The organism is Achromobacter aegrifaciens (assembly GCF_902859965.1).
GTDB lineage: Bacteria > Pseudomonadota > Gammaproteobacteria > Burkholderiales > Burkholderiaceae_B > Achromobacter > Achromobacter aegrifaciens.
Map to the genome: position 1 here is coordinate 2,010,589 of NZ_CADIKO010000001.1, position 18,950 is coordinate 2,029,538.

21 protein-coding genes are annotated in these 18,950 nt (G+C 66.8%); 10 read left to right on the forward strand and 11 right to left on the reverse strand.

All coding sequences use genetic code 11. The annotated features are described in order from the left end of the window. Window positions 1-123: 123 nt before the first annotated feature. A complete protein-coding gene (locus HV793_RS09370; RefSeq protein WP_054457746.1) occupies window positions 124-1,140 on the forward strand; it encodes an amino acid ABC transporter substrate-binding protein in 1,017 nt (338 codons plus the stop codon). Window positions 1,141-1,197: 57 nt separating this feature from the next. Here the strand turns inward: HV793_RS09370 and HV793_RS09375 are convergent, their stop codons facing one another. The 3 genes from HV793_RS09375 to dprA all read right to left on the reverse strand — a co-directional run bounded on the left by HV793_RS09375 (window position 1,198) and on the right by dprA (window position 3,813). Next, window positions 1,198-1,671 (reverse strand): hypothetical protein, encoded by a 474-nt coding sequence (locus HV793_RS09375; RefSeq protein WP_054457790.1) that lies wholly within the window; start codon window positions 1,669-1,671, stop codon window positions 1,198-1,200. Window positions 1,672-1,679: 8 nt separating this feature from the next. Further along, window positions 1,680-2,588 carry a hydroxymethylglutaryl-CoA lyase gene (locus tag HV793_RS09380; protein WP_054457745.1) on the reverse strand — a complete coding sequence of 303 codons (909 nt, stop codon included), beginning with the start codon at window positions 2,586-2,588 and terminating at the stop codon, window positions 1,680-1,682. Between the two features lie 112 nt (window positions 2,589-2,700). Then, window positions 2,701-3,813: a DNA-processing protein DprA gene (gene dprA, locus HV793_RS09385; protein WP_175213035.1), complete on the reverse strand. Its 1,113-nt coding sequence runs from the start codon at window positions 3,811-3,813 to the stop codon at window positions 2,701-2,703. A gap of 216 nt (window positions 3,814-4,029) precedes the next feature. On the opposite strand from dprA, the gene def reads away from it, so the two are divergent. Continuing rightward, the gene (def, locus tag HV793_RS09390; RefSeq protein ID WP_054457743.1) at window positions 4,030-4,542 is read left to right on the forward strand and encodes a peptide deformylase; all 513 of its coding nucleotides are present in this window, start codon (window positions 4,030-4,032) and stop codon (window positions 4,540-4,542) included. A 175-nt stretch (window positions 4,543-4,717) separates the two neighbouring features. Next, window positions 4,718-5,659 carry a methionyl-tRNA formyltransferase gene (gene fmt / locus HV793_RS09395; protein ID WP_175163470.1) on the forward strand — a complete coding sequence of 314 codons (942 nt, stop codon included), beginning with the start codon at window positions 4,718-4,720 and terminating at the stop codon, window positions 5,657-5,659. A gap of 34 nt (window positions 5,660-5,693) precedes the next feature. Here fmt and HV793_RS09400 read toward each other — a convergent pair whose 3' ends face one another. Genes HV793_RS09400 through HV793_RS09415 form a run of 4 tightly spaced genes read right to left on the reverse strand, consistent with a single transcriptional unit; the run spans window position 5,694 to window position 8,205 of the window. After that, complete coding sequence (locus HV793_RS09400) at window positions 5,694-6,320, reverse strand: pyridoxamine 5'-phosphate oxidase family protein (protein ID WP_054457741.1); 627 nt, start codon at window positions 6,318-6,320, stop codon at window positions 5,694-5,696. A gap of 17 nt (window positions 6,321-6,337) precedes the next feature. Continuing rightward, the gene (locus tag HV793_RS09405) at window positions 6,338-6,964 is read right to left on the reverse strand and encodes an HAD hydrolase-like protein (RefSeq protein WP_054457740.1); all 627 of its coding nucleotides are present in this window, start codon (window positions 6,962-6,964) and stop codon (window positions 6,338-6,340) included. A gap of 49 nt (window positions 6,965-7,013) precedes the next feature. Beyond that, window positions 7,014-7,580 carry a hypothetical protein gene (locus tag HV793_RS09410; protein WP_119450196.1) on the reverse strand — a complete coding sequence of 189 codons (567 nt, stop codon included), beginning with the start codon at window positions 7,578-7,580 and terminating at the stop codon, window positions 7,014-7,016. Window positions 7,581-7,617: 37 nt separating this feature from the next. Then, window positions 7,618-8,205 (reverse strand): LOG family protein, encoded by a 588-nt coding sequence (locus tag HV793_RS09415; protein ID WP_054457738.1) that lies wholly within the window; start codon window positions 8,203-8,205, stop codon window positions 7,618-7,620. A 220-nt stretch (window positions 8,206-8,425) separates the two neighbouring features. Between HV793_RS09415 and HV793_RS09420 the strand changes: the two genes are divergently transcribed. Next, window positions 8,426-8,986: a ferritin-like domain-containing protein gene (locus tag HV793_RS09420; protein WP_054457737.1), complete on the forward strand. Its 561-nt coding sequence runs from the start codon at window positions 8,426-8,428 to the stop codon at window positions 8,984-8,986. Here HV793_RS09420 and HV793_RS09425 read toward each other — a convergent pair. Beyond that, window positions 8,983-9,378 carry a winged helix-turn-helix transcriptional regulator gene (locus tag HV793_RS09425; RefSeq protein WP_175213036.1) on the reverse strand — a complete coding sequence of 132 codons (396 nt, stop codon included), beginning with the start codon at window positions 9,376-9,378 and terminating at the stop codon, window positions 8,983-8,985. The genes HV793_RS09420 and HV793_RS09425 overlap by 4 nt on opposite strands. An 81-nt stretch (window positions 9,379-9,459) precedes the next feature. Here HV793_RS09425 and HV793_RS09430 point away from each other — a divergent pair, with 81 nt between their 5' ends. After that, window positions 9,460-9,777 (forward strand): DMT family transporter, encoded by a 318-nt coding sequence (locus HV793_RS09430; RefSeq protein WP_175213037.1) that lies wholly within the window; start codon window positions 9,460-9,462, stop codon window positions 9,775-9,777. Window positions 9,778-9,812: 35 nt separating this feature from the next. Here the strand turns inward: HV793_RS09430 and rimO are convergent, their stop codons facing one another. The 3 genes from rimO to HV793_RS09445 form a co-directional block, all read right to left on the reverse strand. After that, window positions 9,813-11,150 (reverse strand): 30S ribosomal protein S12 methylthiotransferase RimO, encoded by a 1,338-nt coding sequence (gene rimO / locus HV793_RS09435; protein WP_054457789.1) that lies wholly within the window; start codon window positions 11,148-11,150, stop codon window positions 9,813-9,815. Between the two features lie 179 nt (window positions 11,151-11,329). Beyond that, window positions 11,330-11,587 carry a helix-turn-helix domain-containing protein gene (locus HV793_RS09440; RefSeq protein WP_054457735.1) on the reverse strand — a complete coding sequence of 86 codons (258 nt, stop codon included), beginning with the start codon at window positions 11,585-11,587 and terminating at the stop codon, window positions 11,330-11,332. Window positions 11,588-11,836: 249 nt separating this feature from the next. Continuing rightward, window positions 11,837-12,469, reverse strand: a complete 633-nt coding sequence (locus tag HV793_RS09445; RefSeq protein ID WP_175163464.1) for a LysE family translocator — start codon at window positions 12,467-12,469, stop codon at window positions 11,837-11,839. Between the two features lie 92 nt (window positions 12,470-12,561). On the opposite strand from HV793_RS09445, the gene rsmB reads away from it, so the two are divergent. Genes rsmB through trkA form a run of 5 tightly spaced genes read left to right on the forward strand, consistent with a single transcriptional unit; the run spans window position 12,562 to window position 18,922 of the window. After that, on the forward strand, window positions 12,562-13,899 hold the full coding sequence (gene rsmB, locus HV793_RS09450) for a 16S rRNA (cytosine(967)-C(5))-methyltransferase RsmB (protein ID WP_175213038.1): 1,338 nt from the start codon (window positions 12,562-12,564) through the stop codon (window positions 13,897-13,899). A 40-nt stretch (window positions 13,900-13,939) separates the two neighbouring features. After that, window positions 13,940-14,530 (forward strand): DUF4390 domain-containing protein, encoded by a 591-nt coding sequence (locus HV793_RS09455; protein ID WP_082401241.1) that lies wholly within the window; start codon window positions 13,940-13,942, stop codon window positions 14,528-14,530. Continuing rightward, complete coding sequence (locus tag HV793_RS09460) at window positions 14,527-16,842, forward strand: sensor histidine kinase (RefSeq protein WP_054457732.1); 2,316 nt, start codon at window positions 14,527-14,529, stop codon at window positions 16,840-16,842. Before HV793_RS09455 ends, HV793_RS09460 begins: the two co-directional genes overlap by 4 nt. Window positions 16,843-16,853: 11 nt before the next feature. Continuing rightward, entirely contained in the window at window positions 16,854-17,546 is a 693-nt protein-coding gene (locus HV793_RS09465; protein ID WP_119450201.1) for a response regulator, read from the forward strand. After that, window positions 17,543-18,922 carry a Trk system potassium transporter TrkA gene (trkA, locus tag HV793_RS09470; RefSeq protein WP_054457730.1) on the forward strand — a complete coding sequence of 460 codons (1,380 nt, stop codon included), beginning with the start codon at window positions 17,543-17,545 and terminating at the stop codon, window positions 18,920-18,922. The genes HV793_RS09465 and trkA overlap by 4 nt, the downstream gene beginning before the upstream one ends. Window positions 18,923-18,950 lie beyond the last annotated feature (28 nt).

The window sequence follows — 18,950 nt, forward strand, 5'->3', positions numbered from 1 at the left end:
GCTTGCGTGCCGGGGCGCGCATACCTAAATAAGCGCTGGTTATTTGGTTTGGGCGCTTCATGTCTATAAGCTTCTTGCCTCGGCGCGTTCCCGCGCCCGCAAAGCAGAACAGGAAACGAGGTCATGAACATTGCAAAAGGGTTGATCGGCGCAGCGTTGCTGGCGGCAGCGGCGCAGGGCGCGCAAGCGGCCACGCTGGACGTGGTGCGCCAGCGCGGCGCCGTGGCTTGCGGCACGACCACAGGCTTCGCGGGCTTCTCCGCGCCTGACGCACAAGGCAAGTGGCAGGGGCTGGACGTCGACCTGTGCCGCGCGATTGCCGCAGCGGTCTTCGGCGACGCCAGCAAGATCAAGGTGGTGCCGCTGAATTCGCAGCAGCGCTTCACCGCCCTGCAATCCGGCGAGGTGGACGTGCTGACGCGCAACACCACGGTGACGCAGCAGCGCGATACCGCACTGGGCATCATCCACGCCGGCATCAACTTCTATGACGGCCAGGGCTTCCTGGTGCCGAAGTCCCTGGGCGTGAAGAGCGCCAAGGAGATCAACGGGGCCACCATCTGCCTGCAGACCGGCACGTCCAACGAAAACACGCTGGCCGACTGGGCCCGCGCCAACAACGTGAGCTACAAGCCGGTCGTGATCGAGACCTTCAACGAGGTGGTCAACGCCTTCGCCGCGGGCCGTTGCGACGTCTTCAGCACCGACGCCTCGGGCCTGGCCTCGATTCGCATTTCCAAGCTGCAGAACCCCGACGACTACGTGGTGCTGCCCGAGATCATCTCCAAGGAACCGCTCGGCCCCTTCGTGCGCCAGGGCGATGATGCCTGGCTGAACATCGTGCGCTGGTCGTTGTCGGCCATGATCGAAGCCGAGGAATACGGCGTGTCGTCCGCCAACGTGGACGAGCAGGCCAAGAGCGCCAACCCCAATATCAAGCGCATCCTGGGCGTCACGCCCGGCAGCGGCGCCAACCTGGGGCTGGACGAGAAATGGGCCTACAACATCGTCAAGCAGGTGGGCAATTACGGCGAAAGCTTCGAGCGCAACGTGGGCCAGGGCAGCCCGCTGAAGATCAAGCGCGGGCTGAATGCGCAATGGACGCAGGGCGGCCTGATGTACGCGTTGCCAATACGGTGATGACGGCGGGTTTCGCGCGTTGGGTACTCGATTGCCCGTGCGCGAAGCCCGATGGCTTTATCCGCGCCGGTACAACTCCGCGATCTTCACGAACGCGGCGCGCAATTCCCGCGTGCCGCCCTGGAAGATCATCGGCCGGCCGCGGTGCGTGAACACCACCAGCCGCTTGGAAAACAGCATCGGCACGAAGCGCGCGTAGCGCACGTCTTCCCAGGCGACTTCGCGGCGCGTGAACCAGGTCTGGCGCAGGCCGCGTTCATCGATGGTGGTGATGGATGTCTGCATGTGCCAGGAAACGAACAGCAGCCCCAGGAAGCACAGTCCCACCACGACGGCCAGCAAAGTGTCGAAGGGCTGCGAGGGCGCGCGGATGGCGGTGGTGACCACCTGCACGCCCAGCACTGCCAGGATGACCCAGGTCAGGATGCGGACCCAGTCGGGCCAGGCCTGGCCGGACAAGGGCAGGGGACCGATGGTCCGCAGCAGCGCCGCGTGCTCCTCGGCGGAGGGCGTGCTGGCCGGAGTATTCATGCGATCCGTCATGCCGCCCGTTTGGCGGCGATGGCGTTGCCGGCGCGGCTCGAGCCCTTGCGGTTCAGGTGGGCCGACATCCACTGGCCGATATCGACCACGGCGTCGAAATCCACGCCGGTGTCGATGTCCAGTCCGCGCAGCATGTACAGCACGTCTTCGGTGGCGACGTTGCCGGTGGCGCCCTTGGCGTAGGGGCAGCCGCCCAGGCCGGCCACCGACGTGTGGAAAATCGAGATGCCGGTTTCCAGCGCCGCCAGGATGTTGGCCAACGCCTGCCCGTAGGTGTCATGGAAGTGGCCGGAGATGCGGGCCGGGTCGGCCACGCGCGTCACCGCGGTCATCACTTCGCGTACGCGCCGGGGCGTGCCCACGCCTATGGTGTCGGCCACGTCGATCTCGTCGACCTGCATTGCCAGGTAGCGCTGCGCCACGTCCACCACCGCTTCCACCGGTACTTCGCCCTGATAGGGACAGCCCAGCGCGCAGCTGATACTGCCGCGCACGCGGATGCCGGCGGCGCGCGCGGCCTGCACCACGGGCTCGAAGCGCGCGATCGATTCGGCGATGGAACAGTTGATGTTCTTCTGCGAGAAAGCTTCGCTGGCCGCGCCGAAGATTACGATTTCGTCGGCGCCGGCGGCCAGCGCACCCTCGAAGCCCTTCATGTTGGGCGTCAGCACGGAATAGATGGTGCCGGGACGGCGCTCGATGCGGGCCATGACTTCCGCGCCGTCGGCCATTTGCGGCACCCATTTGGGCGACACGAACGAGGCGGCCTCCACGTTGGGGAAGCCTGCGGCGGATAAGCGGTTGACCAGTTCCACCTTGATGTCGGTGGGCACGAATTCCTTTTCGTTCTGCAGGCCATCGCGGGGCGACACCTCGACGATCTTCACGCGGGAGGGCAAAGCCATGTCTATTCCTGTCTCGGGATGGGGTAGGCGGCGCGGCAGGGCGGCGCTATCTGCTCAATATTAGCGCCATAGCGCCGACCCTGTTTTGCAGGGAGGTCCAGGGGGAACAACCCTATTTCATGCGTTGGTAACGGCCGTCGTCCAGCTGGACGACGCGGCCTTGCAGCTCCAGTTGCACCAGTTGCGTCTGCAGGTCGGCGGTGTCCATTCCACTGCGGGCCTGGATCGCATCCAGGTGCAGCGGATCGTAGCCCAGCGCGTCCAGCACCGGGTGGTCAGGCAAGGCCTCCGCGGCGGCAGGCTGGGCGCGCGCGGCCGGCGTGGGGTCGCCGCCCAATTCGTCGGTGATGTCGCGGGCGGTCTCCACGAGCTTGGCGCCCTGGCGGATCAGCGCATGGCAGCCGCGCGAAAGCGGTGAATGGATGGATCCGGGAATGGCGAAGACCTCGCGCCCGCCTTCGGCCGCCAGCCTGGCCGTGATCAGCGATCCGCTCTGGCGGGCGGCTTCCACTACCAGCACCCCGCGCGCCAGCCCGGCCACGATGCGGTTGCGCTTGGGGAAGTGCTGCGGCAGCGCGCCCGTGCCCAGTGGCAGTTCCGACACCAGTGCGCCGTGCGCCGCGATGCGGTGCGCCAGGTCGCGATGCTTGGCGGGGTAGATGCGGTCTATGCCGGTGCCCATGACGGCCACGGTGCCGGCGCCATCGGGGCCGGCGTCCAGCGCGCCTTCATGGGCGGCGCCGTCGATGCCCAGCGCCAGCCCGCTGATGACGCGCCAGCCATGCCCAGCCAAATGCCGCGCAAAGGCGCGGGCGTTCTCCTGGCCGCCGGGCGTGGCGTTGCGCGCGCCCACCACGGCCAGCGACGGTCCCTGCAGGAAAGCGGGGTCGCCTGCGACATACAGCAGGATGGGCGGGTCGGCGATGGTCAGCAGGCTTTGCGGATAAGTCGGATCGGCCAGCGTCAGGATGTGCCGGCCGGGCGCGGCTACCCATTCCAGCGCGCTTTCGACCTGCGCTGCCATTTCTGGCGGCATCGGGGCGGCCAGTTGCCGCGCCAGCGCCTCGGGCAGATGGCGCGACAAGGCGGTGGCGCGCTGGGCGTAGATCTGTTCGGGCAGGCCGAGCGCGCCGAGCAGGGTGCAGGCGGTGGCGGAGCCTATGTTCGGTTCCAGGGACAGGCGCAGCCAGGCGGCCAGTTCGGAAGGGGATTGCGTAAGCGGCATCGTGCGGGCGCGTAAGGGCGTCGGTGGTGCGAGAGTGTCGCATGCGGGGCGCTGGACCGCGGGCCCGAGGCGGATTGATTTGCGGCGCGGAGCGGCCAGGAAACGCCGCGGACATGGCAATCCGGCCAATCCCGGGATTAGCCGAAAACTATTAGAAATCAAGAGTCTAATGAATTAAACTCTTATGTAAACCTGACTACTGGCATTTCCCCCGCAATGGCTTTACTTCCTATTCTTCGCTACCCGGACCCGCGCCTGCACAAAAAGGCCAAGCCGGTCGCCGAGGTCGACGACCGCATCCGCCAACTGGTGCGCGACATGGCCGAAACCATGTACGACGCGCCGGGCGTAGGGCTGGCCGCGACCCAGGTCGACGTGCATGAGCGCGTCGTCGTGATCGACGTGTCCGAGGAAAGCAACCAGCTGCTGGTGCTGATCAATCCCGAGATCACCTGGCGCAGCGACGACTACAAGATCTACGAAGAGGGTTGCCTGTCCGTGCCCGGCGTCTATGACGACGTCGAGCGGGCCTCCCGCATCCGTTGCAAGGCGCTGGATATCGACGGCAAGCCCTTCGAGTTCGAGGCCGACGGCCTGCTGGCCGTGTGCGTGCAGCACGAGCTTGACCATCTGGAAGGCAAGGTGTTCGTGGAATACCTGTCCAGCCTGAAGCAGAACCGCATCAAGACCAGGCTCAAGAAGGCCGAGCGCGAAGCGTTGCGAGCGTAAGGGGCTCACCCCCTACCCGCTGCGCGGGCCCCCTCAGGCGGGCCGCCGTCCAGGGGGCGGCGCAGGCGAACCGGCAAAGCCGGATCCGCGGCGCCCCGGATCGGCCAGGCCTCCTGGCTGCGGGCAACGCGATTCTTTGAACGTCCGTTCCATTTCATTCTTCTTTTCTCGTCCCATGCGCCTAGTCTTTGCCGGCACGCCGGAATTCGCCCGTATCGCCTTTGACGCCCTGCGCGCCGCAGGCCACGAGATCCCGCTGGTCATGACCCAGCCCGACCGCCCGGCCGGGCGCGGGCTGAAGCTGACGCCCAGCCCCGTGAAGCAGGCGGCACTGGACGCCGGCATCGATGTCGCCCAGCCGCGCAGCCTGCGCCTGGACGGCCGCTATCCCGAAGAGGCCGGCGAGGCTCGGGCCCTGCTTGAGCGTGTGGCGCCCGACGTGATGGTGGTGGCGGCCTATGGCCTGATCCTGCCGCAGTGGGTGCTGGACCTGCCGCGCCTGGGCTGCCTGAACATCCATGCCAGCCTGCTGCCGCGCTGGCGCGGCGCCGCGCCCATCCAGCGCGCCATCGAAGCCGGCGACGAGCAGACCGGCGTGACCATCATGCAAATGGATCAGGGCCTGGATACGGGTGACATGCTGCTGGAACGCATCGTGCCCATCGGCGGCGACACCACGGCGGCCGAACTGCACGATGCATTGGCGCTGGCGGGCGGGGAGGCGATCGTTGCGGCGTTGGACGCGCTGGCTCAAGGCGGACTGACGCCGCGCAAGCAGCCCGAGGCCGGCGTGACCTACGCCGCCAAGCTAGACAAGGCCGAAGGCGCGCTGGATTGCACGCAGCCAGCTGAACTGCTGGCGCGCCGCGTGCGCGCCTTCAATCCCGTGCCGGGCGCCAGCATCCGCCTGCCCGGCCTGGCAGATCCGGTGAAGGTGTGGCGCGCGCAGGCGCTGGACCAGGCCACGACGGCCGCGCCAGGCAGCGTGCTGCGCGCAGATGCCACGGGCATCGACATCGCCACCGGCAACGGCGTGCTGCGTCTGTTGGAACTGCAGAAAGCGGGCGGCAAGCGCCAGCCCGTGGACGTGTTCGCGCGCGGCTGGCAGCCGGCCTGAACCCGCCGGGGCCTGGCGGCCCCGGGATCTTTCTTCAATACAAGGTGCTGGCCACGCGGGCAGGCAATTCGCGGTCGTAGGTGACGCCGTCGAAGGTGCCCGCCGTCAGGTCCGACAGGATGCGGCCCACGCTGGGCAGCGCGGTGCGCGGCACCTGTGTCGCCGGATCCCATAGCTTGGAGCGCAGCAAGGCGCGCGAACACTGGAAGTACACGGTGTGCACGTCCACGACCAGCACCGAGCGCGGGAGCTTGCCGTCCATCTCGAAGCGCGCCAGCAGCGCCGGGTCCACGCTGATGCGCGCCGCGCCGTTGACCCGCAGGGTCTCGCCCACGCCCGGCACCAGAAACAGCAGCGCGACCCGAGGATCGGCCAGGATGTTGCGCAGGCTGTCGATGCGGTTGTTGCCGCGGCGGTCCGGCAGTAGCAGCGTCTTGTCGTCCTCTACCACCACGAAGCCGGCGGGATCGCCGCGCGGCGAAGCGTCCAGGCCATCGGGGCCCGCAGTAGCCAGCACCGCGAAAGGCGCCGCTTCGATGAAGGCGCGGTAGTGCGGATGCACATGATCCACCTCCTTCTTGATGGAGGCTTCGCCGGACGCGCCATACAGCGCCTGCAGGGCGTTTGCGTCGGTGACCAGATGGGCGGGATCGATATGCATGGCTGCGGGTTCCAGGTTCAGGCCAGCGCGGCTGGCAGGTCGGCAACGGTCAGGAACAGCTCGTCGGGGCCGCGTTCGCGCAGGGCCTCGACATGGTTATAACCCCAGGCGACGGAACCGATACGCACGCCGGCCTTGCGGGCGGCGTCGATGTCGCGCATTTCGTCGCCCACCAGCAGGAAGCGCTCGGGGGCGGTGCCATGCTGCTTGAGCAGGCGGTCGATCTTGGCGGACTTGCCGAACAGGTCGGTGCCGCATTCGTAGTCGTCGAACAGGGCGGCGGTTTCAGCGCCCAGCACGCGCTGCACGTTCTCGATGGAATTGGAGCTGACCACCGCCAGCCGCAGCCCGCCCGCCTTCAGGCGCGCCAGCGCGTCGGGAATGCCGTCGAACAGGTGCACGCTGGGGTCGATTTCCTGCATCAGCGTGCGCACGTGGGCCATGATGGCGGGCAGCTTCCACAGCGGGATGCCCAGAAACTTGAGGATCTCGGCGGCATCGCGATGGCGCAGCTGGTCGCGTTCGGAGGCGTCGATCTTGCGGAAGCCATATTTGTCGGCCACCGTATTCAGGATGGAGTTGAACCATGGCATGGTGTCCGCCAGGGTTCCATCAAAATCAAAAGCGGCGATGTCGTATTTCAAGTCGCGGGTCTCTGAGCCTGTTGATGCTGAAAATAGCGTTGTGCCGGCCCTAGGCGCCGTTCGGATGCAGCAGATAGTGCACGACGGGAGCCAGGCCCTCGAGCGGCGGCGCGCCGGCCACGACGCGGGCGGCGCTGGTCCAGGGATAGTCCAGACCCAGCAGCCAGCCGAACACGGCTTCGGTGTCGTGCGCGGGCAGCGTCACCATGGTTTCGATGGTGATGACGAGGTTGCTCGCGCGATAGGGCTCGGGCTGGAATTCCCAGTCATAGCGGCCACAGCCCACACGGACGTTGCCCGTGGCCTTTTCCGTCATGCCCACGATCCAGTCGCACTGGTAGGCGGGCAGGCGCGCCTCGGCCTCGGGTCGCGCCAGATAGAACGTGTAGACGTTGTCGTAGGTCTGGCCGAACTTGCGCACCAGCGTATCGGTGATGGCAGCCAGGCCGTGCGACTCGGGCGGGAAGGCGATGGCCTGCGTGCGCAAGGCCATCTTCAGCACGGCGTCCGGCGCGAACGCGCGCGCCATGTAGTGCGGGCGGTTCTCGTCCTTGGCATGAAAGTAGTCGCGCAGGACGGACTCGGTGCTGGCGGGAGTCAACGCATGGGTGGGCATTGCGGGGCTTCCGTTGTGGTCGGGTGGATGGATGGCCTCAGGCCTTGATCTGTTCGAACCACTTCGAGACATTGGGCGGTTCGTACATGGCGTAGCGGTCCAGCAGCAAAGCAGGGTCCTCTTCCACCACCAGCATGTCGCGATGCTGGGGGCGGATGAATTCTTCCTCGACCGCATGGTCCACGAACTGGACCAGCGCGTCGTAGTAGCCGGCAATGTTCAACAGGCCGCAGGGCTTCTGGTGCATGTTCAGCTGCGCCCAGGTCCAGACCTCGAAGAACTCTTCCAGCGTGCCCGCGCCGCCGGGCAGCGCGATGAAGCCGTCGGCCTTCTCCATCATCATGGCCTTGCGCTCGTGCATGTTCTGCACCAGGTGCAGCTCGGTCAGGCCGCGGTGCGCCTGCTCCTTCTTCATCAGCAGTTCGGGGATCACGCCGATCACGCGGCCGCCGGCGGCCAGCACCTCATTGGCGACCACGCCCATGATGCCCACTACCGAGCCGCCATACACCAGCCCCAGATCGCGCCGCACCAGTTCGCGGGCCAGCACGCGGGCCTGCTCGATGTAATCCGGCCGGGCGCCCGGGTTCGAGCCGCAATACACGCAAATGTTCTTCAAAGTCATAGATCTTCGGGTGATGCCCATCCCGTTACAGATTGCGTCACGGGTTTTCGGGAAGCCCATAGTTTACGCAAGGATCGAAAACCGTTTTCGCCGGGCAATTTGGGGGGCGCAGGCAATGTTTGGACACAGCATGTTCCGCCACGATCGGTAGACTGGGTTGTACGGAGAGACTGGAAGCCCAGTGTCGCAGTGCTTTCACTTAACCAAGAGGAGCCACGATATGGAACAAGCAACCCGTACCCAAGCGCAGACGAACCGCCCGTTCGACATGGACGTGAAGGCCATACGCGCCAAGGCGCGCCAGGACATCGAGTCCGGCGCCGTGACCGACACCTATCGCGCCGACCGCCAGACCGTGCTGAAGCTGCTGAATGAAGCGCTGGCCACCGAGATCGTCTGTGTGTTGCGCTACAAGCGCCACTACTTCATGGCCCGCGGGCTGAACGCCGAGCCCGTGGCCGCGGAATTTGCCGAACACGCCACGCAGGAACAGGACCATGCCGACCGGCTCTCGGAACGCATCGTGCAGCTGGGCGGCGAGCCCAACCTGTCGCCCAAGGGGCTGTTGGAGCGCAGCCATTCCGAGTACGTCGAAGGCACGTCGCTGGAGGACATGATCAAGGAGAACCTGATCGCCGAGCGCATCGCCATCGACAGCTACCGCCAGATGATCGAGTACATCGGCGAACAGGACACCACCACGCGCCGCCTGCTGGAAGAGATCCTCGCGGTGGAGGAAGAGCACGCCGACGACATGTCGGACTTCCTGGCCAAGCGCTAGCGGACGCGGCGCGCCGCCCGGGCGTCATGGCGGCGCGCGGCGGCGTCCAGCGCCGCATGATGGGTCTCGGCCCAGCGGTCCAGCGCGATCAGGGCCACGTTCAGGGATTGGCCCAGTTCGCTCAGCCGGTAGTTCACGTGCGGCGGCACGGTGCCCAGGTCCTCGCGCAGCACCAGGCCGTGACGCTCCAGTTCCTTGAGCGTCTGGGTCATGACCTTCTGTGAAATCCCGTCCAGCCGGCGCAGCAGCTCGTTGTTGCGCATGGGGCCATGTTCCAGCGCAGGCAGGATCAGCGGCACCCATTTGCCGGCAATCAGTTCCAGCGCTCGGCGCGACGGGCAGGCAGCGTCGAACACGTCGCCCGAGGGCACGGAGGCGGATGACTTTTTCATAGTTACCAAAAGGTGCGTACTTGTCTTGTGGTAACTATAGTCTCTAAGCTAGCCGTTCCCTGGTTCTGGCAGGAGGCCGCAATGGCCTGGTTGATTCTGGTCGCCGCGAGCGCGGTGGAAATCGTGATGGCCCTGGCCTTGAAGTATGCGGATGGCTGGACGCGATTCTGGCCCAGCGTGATCGGCATTGCGGCCGCCCTGGGCAGCGTGTTCCTGCTGACGCTGGCCATGAAGGAGCTGCCTGCTGGCACGGCCTACGCCATCTGGACCGGTATCGGGTCCGTGGGCATTACCGTGCTGGGAATCATGCTGTTCGGGGATTCGCCGTCTGCCGCGCGCCTGCTGTGCATCGCGATGATCGTGGGCGGCGTGGCTGGGCTCAAGCTGCTGGAAGCCTGAGCTGCGCGCGGCGGGCGCCGCGCGCAGGAGCGGATTCAGATCGCGTCGGCCCAGAGGTCGTATTCGTCGGAATCGGTGACGCGGGCGCGCACCAGATCGCCCGCCTTCAGGGGCTTGTCCGAGCTGACGTAGACGCAGCCGTCGATTTCAGGCGCATCGGCGCTGCTGCGGCCCACGGCGCCGTCTTCGTCCACTTCGTCGATCAGCACGTCGATCTCGCGGCCCACCTTCCTGGCCAGGCGGGCGGCGGAGATCGATTGCTGCAGCTCCATGAAGCGTTCCCAGCGTTCCTGCTTGACCTCGTCCGGTACCGGATTGTCCAGCAGGTTCGCGGGCGCGCCTTCCACCGGCGAATACTGGAAACAGCCCACGCGGTCCAGCTGCGCTTCCTGCATCCAGTCCAGCAGGTACTGGAAGTCTTCCTCGGTTTCTCCGGGGAAGCCGACGATGAAGGTCGAACGGATCGTCAGGTCCGGACAGATCTCGCGCCAGCGCTTGATGCGGGCCAGGGTCTTGTCCTCGAAGGCCGGGCGCTTCATGGCCTTCAGGATGCGCGGGCTGGCGTGCTGGAACGGGATGTCCAGGTAGGGCAGGATCTTGCCCTCGGCCATCAGCGGGATCACTTCGTCCACGTGCGGGTACGGATACACGTAGTGCAGGCGCGTCCACACGCCCATCTCGGACAAGGCCGTACAGAGCTCGGTCATGCGGGTCTTCACCGGACGGCCGTTCCAGAAGCCGCTGCGGTACTTCACGTCCACGCCATAGGCGCTGGTGTCCTGCGAGATCACCAGCAATTCCTTCACGCCCGCCTTGACCAGGCGCTCGGCTTCGCTGAGCACATCGCCCACCGGCCGGCTGACCAGGTCGCCGCGCATCGACGGGATGATGCAGAAGCTGCAGCGGTGATTACAGCCTTCCGAAATCTTCAGATAGGCGTAGTGCCGCGGCGTGAGCTTGATGCCTTGCGGCGGCACCAGGTCCAGGTAGGGGTTGTGGTCCTTCTTGGGCGGCGCTGCCTCGTGCACCGCGCGCACCACCTCTTCGTATTGCTGCGGGCCGGTTACGGCCAGCACGCTGGGGTGCACGTCGCGGATCACCGATTCCTCGACGCCCATGCAGCCGGTCACGATGACCTTGCCGTTCTCGGCCAGGGCTTCGCCAATGGCCTCCAGCGATTCCGCCTTGGCGCTGTCGATGAAGCCGCAGGTATTGACGACGACCACGTCGGCATCGTTGTACTCGGGCGTGACTACGTACCCTTCGGTGCGCAGTTGGGTCAGGATGCGCTCGGAGTCGACCAGGGCCTTGGGACAGCCCAGGGAAACGAATCCCACGCGCGGGGTCCGGCCGTCGGCGTTGGCGGCGGCGATGGTGTCGGCCAGGGCGGAGGTGGCGGACGCGTTCGCGTCAGCGTCGTTGGCCTTGCCGGGGCCCTTGCCAGGCCGGGAGGTTTCGAGGATTTCCAATGTCGTTCACCAAAAAATCGCGCGGCAAGCGTGTCGCGCGGCGGATGTGTTGTTCGTGTCGGGCGAGGCCGGGGCGGCTGGCCTCAGGATTCAGCGTGTTCGTTGGCGGGCCACGGGGGCAGCTCTCGCAGGGTCTCGGGATGCATCATTGCTACCTGCAGCAGGGTCTTCGCCGCGCCCGAGGGGGTGCGCCGTCCTTGCTCCCAATCTTGCAGAGTGCGTACGCTCACGCCCAGCAGTTCAGCGAAATCCGTTTGCGGCAGGCCCACGCGGCTGCGTGCTTCGCTGATATGCGACGCCTGCCACGGTACGCTGCGCGCCGTCGGGGCAGCATTCTTCATGGCTCTTCAAAAGTCGGGCGCCTGTATGGCGTCCCAGGGTTCAGGCCATCGCACCAGGATGGGCGGCGAAGGCGAATTTTTAATTATACGGCATTGCCGTAGGTCAAGCGCGGGGCGCTCCAATAGCGCGATGTGCCTGCTGTCAGGAATCATCCCCGCGCGTAGTGCGGTCGCGAGGCGGATCGATGCATCCACGTTGTTGGGTGCTGCCCAACGTGTATCCGCGCGGGATTTGGAATCGAGGTTGCATCAAGGCGCGCTGCGCCGATACAGCGCCAGCGTCCCCGCCAGCCCGATCAGCAGTCCCCCGCAGACGCGGTTCAGCCAGCGCAGGCCGGCGCCCTGGAAGGCGCGCACCATCTGCGCGCCCAGCGCGGCGTAGGCCAGCATCACGGCGACGTTCATCAGCGCCATGACCCCGGCCAGTACGGCGTACTGCGCCAGCAGAGGGGCGGCGGGATTGATGAACTGGGGCAGGAAGGCGGACATGAACAGCAGCGCCTTGGGGTTGGTCAGCGCCACCGCGAAGCTGCGCAGGCCCAGCGCCAGGCCGGCCGGACGCCGGGCGTCCGCCTGGGCGGCGGGCATGACCAGCGCCGCGTCCGAGCGCAGCATCTTCCAGCCCAGGTACGCCAGATAGGCCGCGCCCACCCATTTGATGAGCTGGAAGGCGATTTCGGACGCCGCCAGCACCACGCCCAGGCCCGACGCCACCGCGCCGATCAGGACCAGGTCGGCCAGCACCGCGCCGGCCATGCCCCAGCAGGCAGCGCGCACGCCGTGGCGCGAACCGTTGCTCATGGCGAGCAGGACGGTGGGGCCCGGCGTGATGATGGTGACGGCCGAGGCCAGGATGAAGAGCAGCAGGGTGGCGAGGGTCATGAGGGGCTCCGTGGCTGGGGCCAGTGTGCCGCGACGGCCGCCATTCGTCCAGGTCCGGCTACCATAGCGGTCTTATCTCCTGAATTTGCATCATGTCCACGCGTTCCGACTCCCCAAATTTGGCCCCTCCGCTGTCCTCCGTCCTGCTTTCCAGCGCGGAGGTGGTCGAGAGCGTGCTGGACGGCCGCTCCCTGACGGACGCGCTGGCCGACGTGGAATCGTCCCTGCGGCCCGCCACGCAGGCCGTGTCGTTCCATGCGATGCGCTACCTGGGCTGGGCCGACGCCGTGGGTCGCGAGATGGTGCAGCGCTATCCCAGCGTGTTGTTCGAATCTTTGTTGCTGGTGTCGCTGACCCTGCTGAAGGAAGAAGGCGATGCCGCCGCCGCCCTGCCGGGCATGCCGGTCTACGCGGCGCATACGGTGGTGGACCAGGCCGTGACGGCGGCCTCCCGCAGCCGCGCCCTGGCTTCCTATAAGGGCATGCTCAACGCCTGCCTGCGTCGTTTCCTGCGCGAGCGCGCGGCGCTCGAGGCTGCCGTGGCGGACAGCCCCGAGGCCCAATGGAACCACCCCGGCTGGTGGGTCAAGCAGCTGAGCGTGGCCTATCCGCGGGAATGGCGCGAGATCCTGGCTGCGGCCAATGTGCCCGCGCCGCTGACTCTGCGGGTCAATCGCCGCCGCGCCAGCCGCGAGCAGGTGTTGGCCGCCTTCCAGGCCGCCGGCCTGGCGGCCGAACCTGTGAGCCAGTCCGGCCTGGTACTGGCCACGCCCAAGCCGGTCACGCAACTGCCCGGCTTTGCCGAGGGCTGGTGGTCGGTGCAGGACGCCGGCGCGCAACTGGCGGCCGAACTGCTGGCGCCTGCCGACGGCATGCGGGTGCTGGACGCCTGCTCGGCCCCTGGCGGCAAGACCGCCCACCTGCTGGAGCTGGCCGATATCGATCTGCTGGCGCTGGATGCCGACGCCGACCGGCTGGCCCGCGTCGGGCAGAACCTGGACCGGCTGGGTCTGGCAAGCGATCGTGTCCAGTTGAAAGCGGCGGATGCGGCCGACCTGGACGCCTGGTGGGACGGCAAGCCGTTCGACGCCGTGCTGGCCGACGTCCCCTGCACGGCCTCGGGCATCGTGCGCCGCCATCCCGACATCCGCTGGCTGCGGCGCGAGAACGACGTGCGTCGCACGGCCACCCTGCAGGCCAGCATCCTGGACGCGCTCTGGCGCACCGTGGCGCCCGGCGGGCGGCTGCTTTACGTGACCTGCTCGATCTTCCCGATCGAGGGTACGCGCCAGGCGCTGGAGTTCATGCAGCGCCATCCGGAGGCGCAGCGCCTGGACGCGCCCGGCCAATTGCTGCCATTTGCGGTCGATGCAACACCTGCGGCGCAGCGCGACGGGTTTTTCTACGCCTTGTTTGCCAAGCAGTCCTGAATCGCCAAGAATAGGGGGCATGACGTAGTTCCGGTGCCGTATGTCCATTATTCCGCGCTTATTTCTCGGGTTGTTGCTCGCATCTGCCTTGCTTTCCTTCGTGCCGGGCGGGCAGGCGCATGGGGCGGAACCCAAGGTCACCGAAGTTCGCCCGGCGGTTCGAGACGGCCAGCTCCAGATCGACGCGGACATCGAGTTCGAACTGAACTCGCAGCTGCGCGAAGCCGCCCAGCGCGGAGTGCCGCTGTATCTCACCGCCGATCTCACCGTCACGCGCGAACGCTGGTGGTGGTTCGACAAGTCCCTGGTCGACACGTCCCGCACCTGGCGCATCATCTACAACGCCCTGACCCGGCAATGGCGGGTGGGCGTGGGCGAACTGACCTTTCCAGTCGCCTCGCTGGATGACGCCATGGGGGTCATCCGGCATATCCGCAACTGGCCGGTGGCGGACGCCGCCGACTTCGATGCGGGCGTGCTGTACGGCGGCCAGTTGCGCCTGCGCCTGGATACGTCGCTGCTGCCGCGGCCCTTCCAGGTCAACGCCCTGAACAGCAGCTCCTGGGTACAGTCGACGCCGTGGATGGACTTCACGTTCGTGCTCAGCGACAAGGAGAAAGACCCGTCATGAGGCTTGTGCTTCGGCTGGCCCTGATGGTTGGCGCCGCAAGCGGCCTGGCATTGCTGGGGCTGTTGGCGTGGTCCACCGGCAATGCCTCGCGCTTTGCGCGCTACTACGACACGCTGCTGGTGCTGAATGGCATTTTTGCGCTGGCGCTCTTCATCTGGGTGGTGGCGCTGACCGTGAGGCTGGCGCGGCAGATCCGTCGACGCCAGTTCGGCGCGCGGCTGACGGCCCGTTTTTCCCTGGCGTTTGCGCTGATCGGCGTGGTGCCCGGCGCCCTGATCTACACCGTGTCGGTGCAGTTCATGTCGCGCTCGATCGAATCCTGGTTCAACGTGCGCGTGGACACGGCGCTGGAGGCGGGCCTGAACCTGGGCCGCGCCGCGCTGGATTCGCTGCTGGCCGACCTGGACGCGCGTGCGCGCTCCATGGCGATGGAACTGAACCGCAGTTCCGACAGCGGCGTGACGCTCGCCTTGACGCGGCTGCGCGAGGCCAACGGCGTGCAGGAAGCCATGGTCTTTACCGGCAGCGGGCGCATGATCGCGTTCTCCACCAGCCAGTACGGGCAATTGCTGCCCGCGATGCCGCCGTCCACCGTCATGAACCAGCTGCGGCTGGCGCGCGGCTACTCCGCCGCCGAGGCCGATGACCCGGTGACCCCCGGCGCTGAAGGCGGGCTGCACCTGCGGGTGGTGATTCCGCTGACCGGCCCCGACCGCTACGACAACCTGTTGGGACCGGCATCCGAACCGCGTTGGCTGCAGCTGCTGCAGCCGGTACCCGAGCAGATCGCCCACAACGCCAATCTGGTGCAGCAGGGTTTTCGCGACTACCAGGAGCTGGCGCTGTCGCGGCTGGGCTTGCGCAAGCTGTACGGCATCACCCTGACCCTGGCCTTGCTGCTGGCGGCCTTCGGCGCCATCGCGGTGGCGCTCTCATTGTCCAAGCGGCTGGTGCGCCCGCTGCTCAGCCTGGCGGGCGGCACGCAGGCCGTGGGCGTGGGCGACTACCGGCCCTTGCCCGAGCCGCCCGAGCGCGACGAAGTCGGCCAGCTCACGCGTTCGTTCAACGCCATGACGCGCCAGCTCGACGAGGCCCGCCGCATGGTCGAGAGCAACCGGCAGCAGCTGGAACGCTCCAATGTCTATCTGGAAAGCGTGCTGTCGAACCTGTCCTCCGGGGTGCTGGTGTTCGACGAATCGTTCCGCGTCACCACCGTCAACCAGGGCGCCCAGACCATCCTGGGCGCGGACCTGCGCTCGGTGATCGGACGGCCGCTGGAAACCGTGGCCGGCATGCTGGAGTTCGCCAACATCGTGCGGCAGGCTTTTTCCGCCCACGCCGCGGTGGGGTCCGAGCGCCAGCACTGGCAGCAGCAATTCGAGATCGCCCCGGGCCAGGACGACGCGCCCGCTGGCTCGCAGCCCCTGACCCTGCTGGCGCGCGGCACGCATCTGCGCGTGGACGGGCGCGGCAACGGCTATCTGGTGGTGTTTGACGACATCACCGAAGTGATCTCGGCCAACCGGACCGTGGCCTGGGGCGAAGTCGCCCGCAGGCTGGCGCACGAGATCAAGAACCCGCTTACGCCGATCCAGCTATCGGCCGAGCGGCTGGCGATGAAGCTGGAGGGCAAGCTGCCTCCCGCCGAGGCCCAGATCGTGGCACGGTCTACCAATACCATCGTCAACCAGGTGGCATCGCTCAAGCAGATGGTGGACGACTTCCGCGAATATGCCCGCACGCCGCCGGCCGTGATGCAACGCATCGACTTCAACGCCCTGGTGGCGGACGTGCTGTCGCTGTACGGCTGGGAGCCCGAAGGCGGTTCGTCGCGCCTGGCCGAAAAGGCCCTGAATCTGGACGTGACGCTGGCGCCGGACCTGCCGCCCATCGAGGGCGATCCCACCCAGTTGCGGCAGGTGATCCATAACCTGATGTCCAATGCCCGCGACGCGATCGCCGAGCAGGGCGGGCAAGGGCGGGTCAGCGTGACCACGCAGCTCATGCGCAGCGAGCAGCCCGACCGGGCGGCCCATCAGGCGCTCAGGTTCACGGTCGCCGACACGGGCCCGGGCTTTCCTCCCCAGGTCATGCAGCGCGCGTTCGAGCCCTACGTCACCACCAAGTCCCACGGGACTGGGTTAGGATTGGCAATCGTACGCAAGATCGTGGAAGAACACGGCGGGCGTATAGACCTTGCGAACCGCAAGGAAGGGGGCGCGCGGATCTCCATATTGTTGACCCGGCTGGCTTCCGAGGCCGATACTATGGACGCGACCGCGCAAGAAAAGGATAATGCGGCTACGCAATAGGTGGATGCTTTATGGCCAGAATTCTGGTGGTTGACGACGAAGTCGGTATACGCGAGCTTTTGTCGGAAATCCTATACGACGAAGGACACACGGTCGAGCTGGCTGAAAACGCGGCGCAAGCGCGCGCCGCACGCTTGCGCATGCGTCCTGACCTGGTGTTGCTGGACATCTGGATGCCGGACACGGACGGCGTCAGCCTGCTCAAGGAATGGGGCTCGCAAGGCCTGCTGGACATGCCCGTGATCATGATGAGCGGCCATGCCACCATCGACACGGCAGTCGAAGCCACGCGCATCGGCGCCATGGACTTCCTTGAAAAGCCGATCACGCTGCAACGCCTCCTGAAGACGGTCGCCGCCGGCCTGGCGCGCGGCCGCGCGCCGCATCCGGCGCCTGCCGCCGCGCATTCGGCCGTGGCCAGCCCCGCGGTGGCGCTGGAAGACGAACTCGATCCCCCGGTCCAGGCCGCCGCGCCGTCCAATGAAGTCCCCGTCACGTCCAACGGCCAACTGGGCAGCATTTCGCTGGACCAACCGCTGCGCGAGGCGCGCGACGAATTCGAGCGCATCTATTTTGAATACCACCTGGTCCGCGAAAGCCACAGCATGACCCGCGTGTCGGAACGCACGGGGCTGGAACGCACCCACCTGTATCGCAAGCTCAAGCAATTGGGCATCGAGTCCGCCCGCAAGCGGAGCTCATGAAGATCCTGATCATGGGCGCTGGTCGCGTAGGCACCAGCGTGGCCGAGAACCTGGTGTCCGAAGAGAACGACATCACGGTGATCGATTCGGATCCTGTCCAGCTCCAATACCTGCAAGAACACTTCGACCTGCGCGTCGTCCATGGCGACGGCTCGCAGGTTTCGGTGCTGGAGGCCGCTGGCGCTGCCGACACCGACCTGCTGATCGCCTGTGCGGCCTCGGATTCGGCCAATATGGTGGCCTGCAAGATCGCGCGCCAGCTGTTCAACATTCCCCGCCGCATTGCCCGCATCCGTTCGGTGGAGTTCGCCGAACACCCGGAACTCATGAGCGAAGAGGGCTTCTGCATCGACGCCCTGATCAGCCCCGAGCGCAGCGTCACCACCTATCTGCACAGCCTGATCGAATTTCCCGAGGCCCTGCAGGTGGTGGAGTTCGCCGAAGGCCGGGTCAGCGTCGTGACCGTGCGGGTCGGGGCGGGCAGCCCGATGGCCCATTCGCCGGTCGACAAGCTGCGCGACGTCTGGCCCGACGTGAAGGCGCGCGTGATCGACGTGCTGCGCGGCGGCAGGCCGCTGCGGGCCGGCAGCGGTACCGTCGTCGCTCCGGGCGACGAGGTGGTGCTGGTGGTGGACTCGCGCGATGCGCGCCGCGCCGTTCGGCAGCTGCGTGAGGCCGAGCGTGCCGTGCGTCGCGTGATGATCGCGGGCGGCGGCAACATCGGCCTGCGCCTGGCGCGCCAACTGGCCGAGGAAAAATACAGCGTCCGCATCATCGAGCGCGACCAGAAGCGCTGCGAATACCTGGCGACCCAGTTGCCCGACAGCGTGCTGGTGCTGCACGGCAGCGGCACCGACGAGGCGTTGCTGGAACGCGAGAACATCGAGGACATGGACACCTGGCTGGCGCTGACCAGCGACGACGAGGACAACATCATGTCCTCGCTGCTGGCCAAGCGCCTGGGCGCGCGCAAGGTGATCGCGCTGATCAACCGCCAAGCCTACGGCGAGCTGATGCAGGGCAGCCATATCGACATCGCCGTGTCGCCATCCCAGGCCACCATGAGCGAACTCCTGCGGCATGTGCGCCGCGGCGACGTGGCAGCCGTGCACCGGCTGCGCCAGGGCGTGGCGGAAGCGCTGGAGGCCATCGCCCACGGCGACCGCTCCACCTCCAAGGTGGTGGGGCGCGCGGTCGGGCAGATCAGCCTGCCCAAGGGCGCCAGCATCGGCGCGCTGGTGCGGGAGGACGAAATCATCCTGCCGGACGCCGACACCGTGATCGAATCCGACGACCACGTCATCGTCTTCGTACCCTCGCGCCGGCAGATGCCGCGCGTGGAAAAGCTGTTCCAAGTCTCGGCGTCGTTCTTCTGATGCGCGCCGCCTCCTTCCTTCTGCGCGG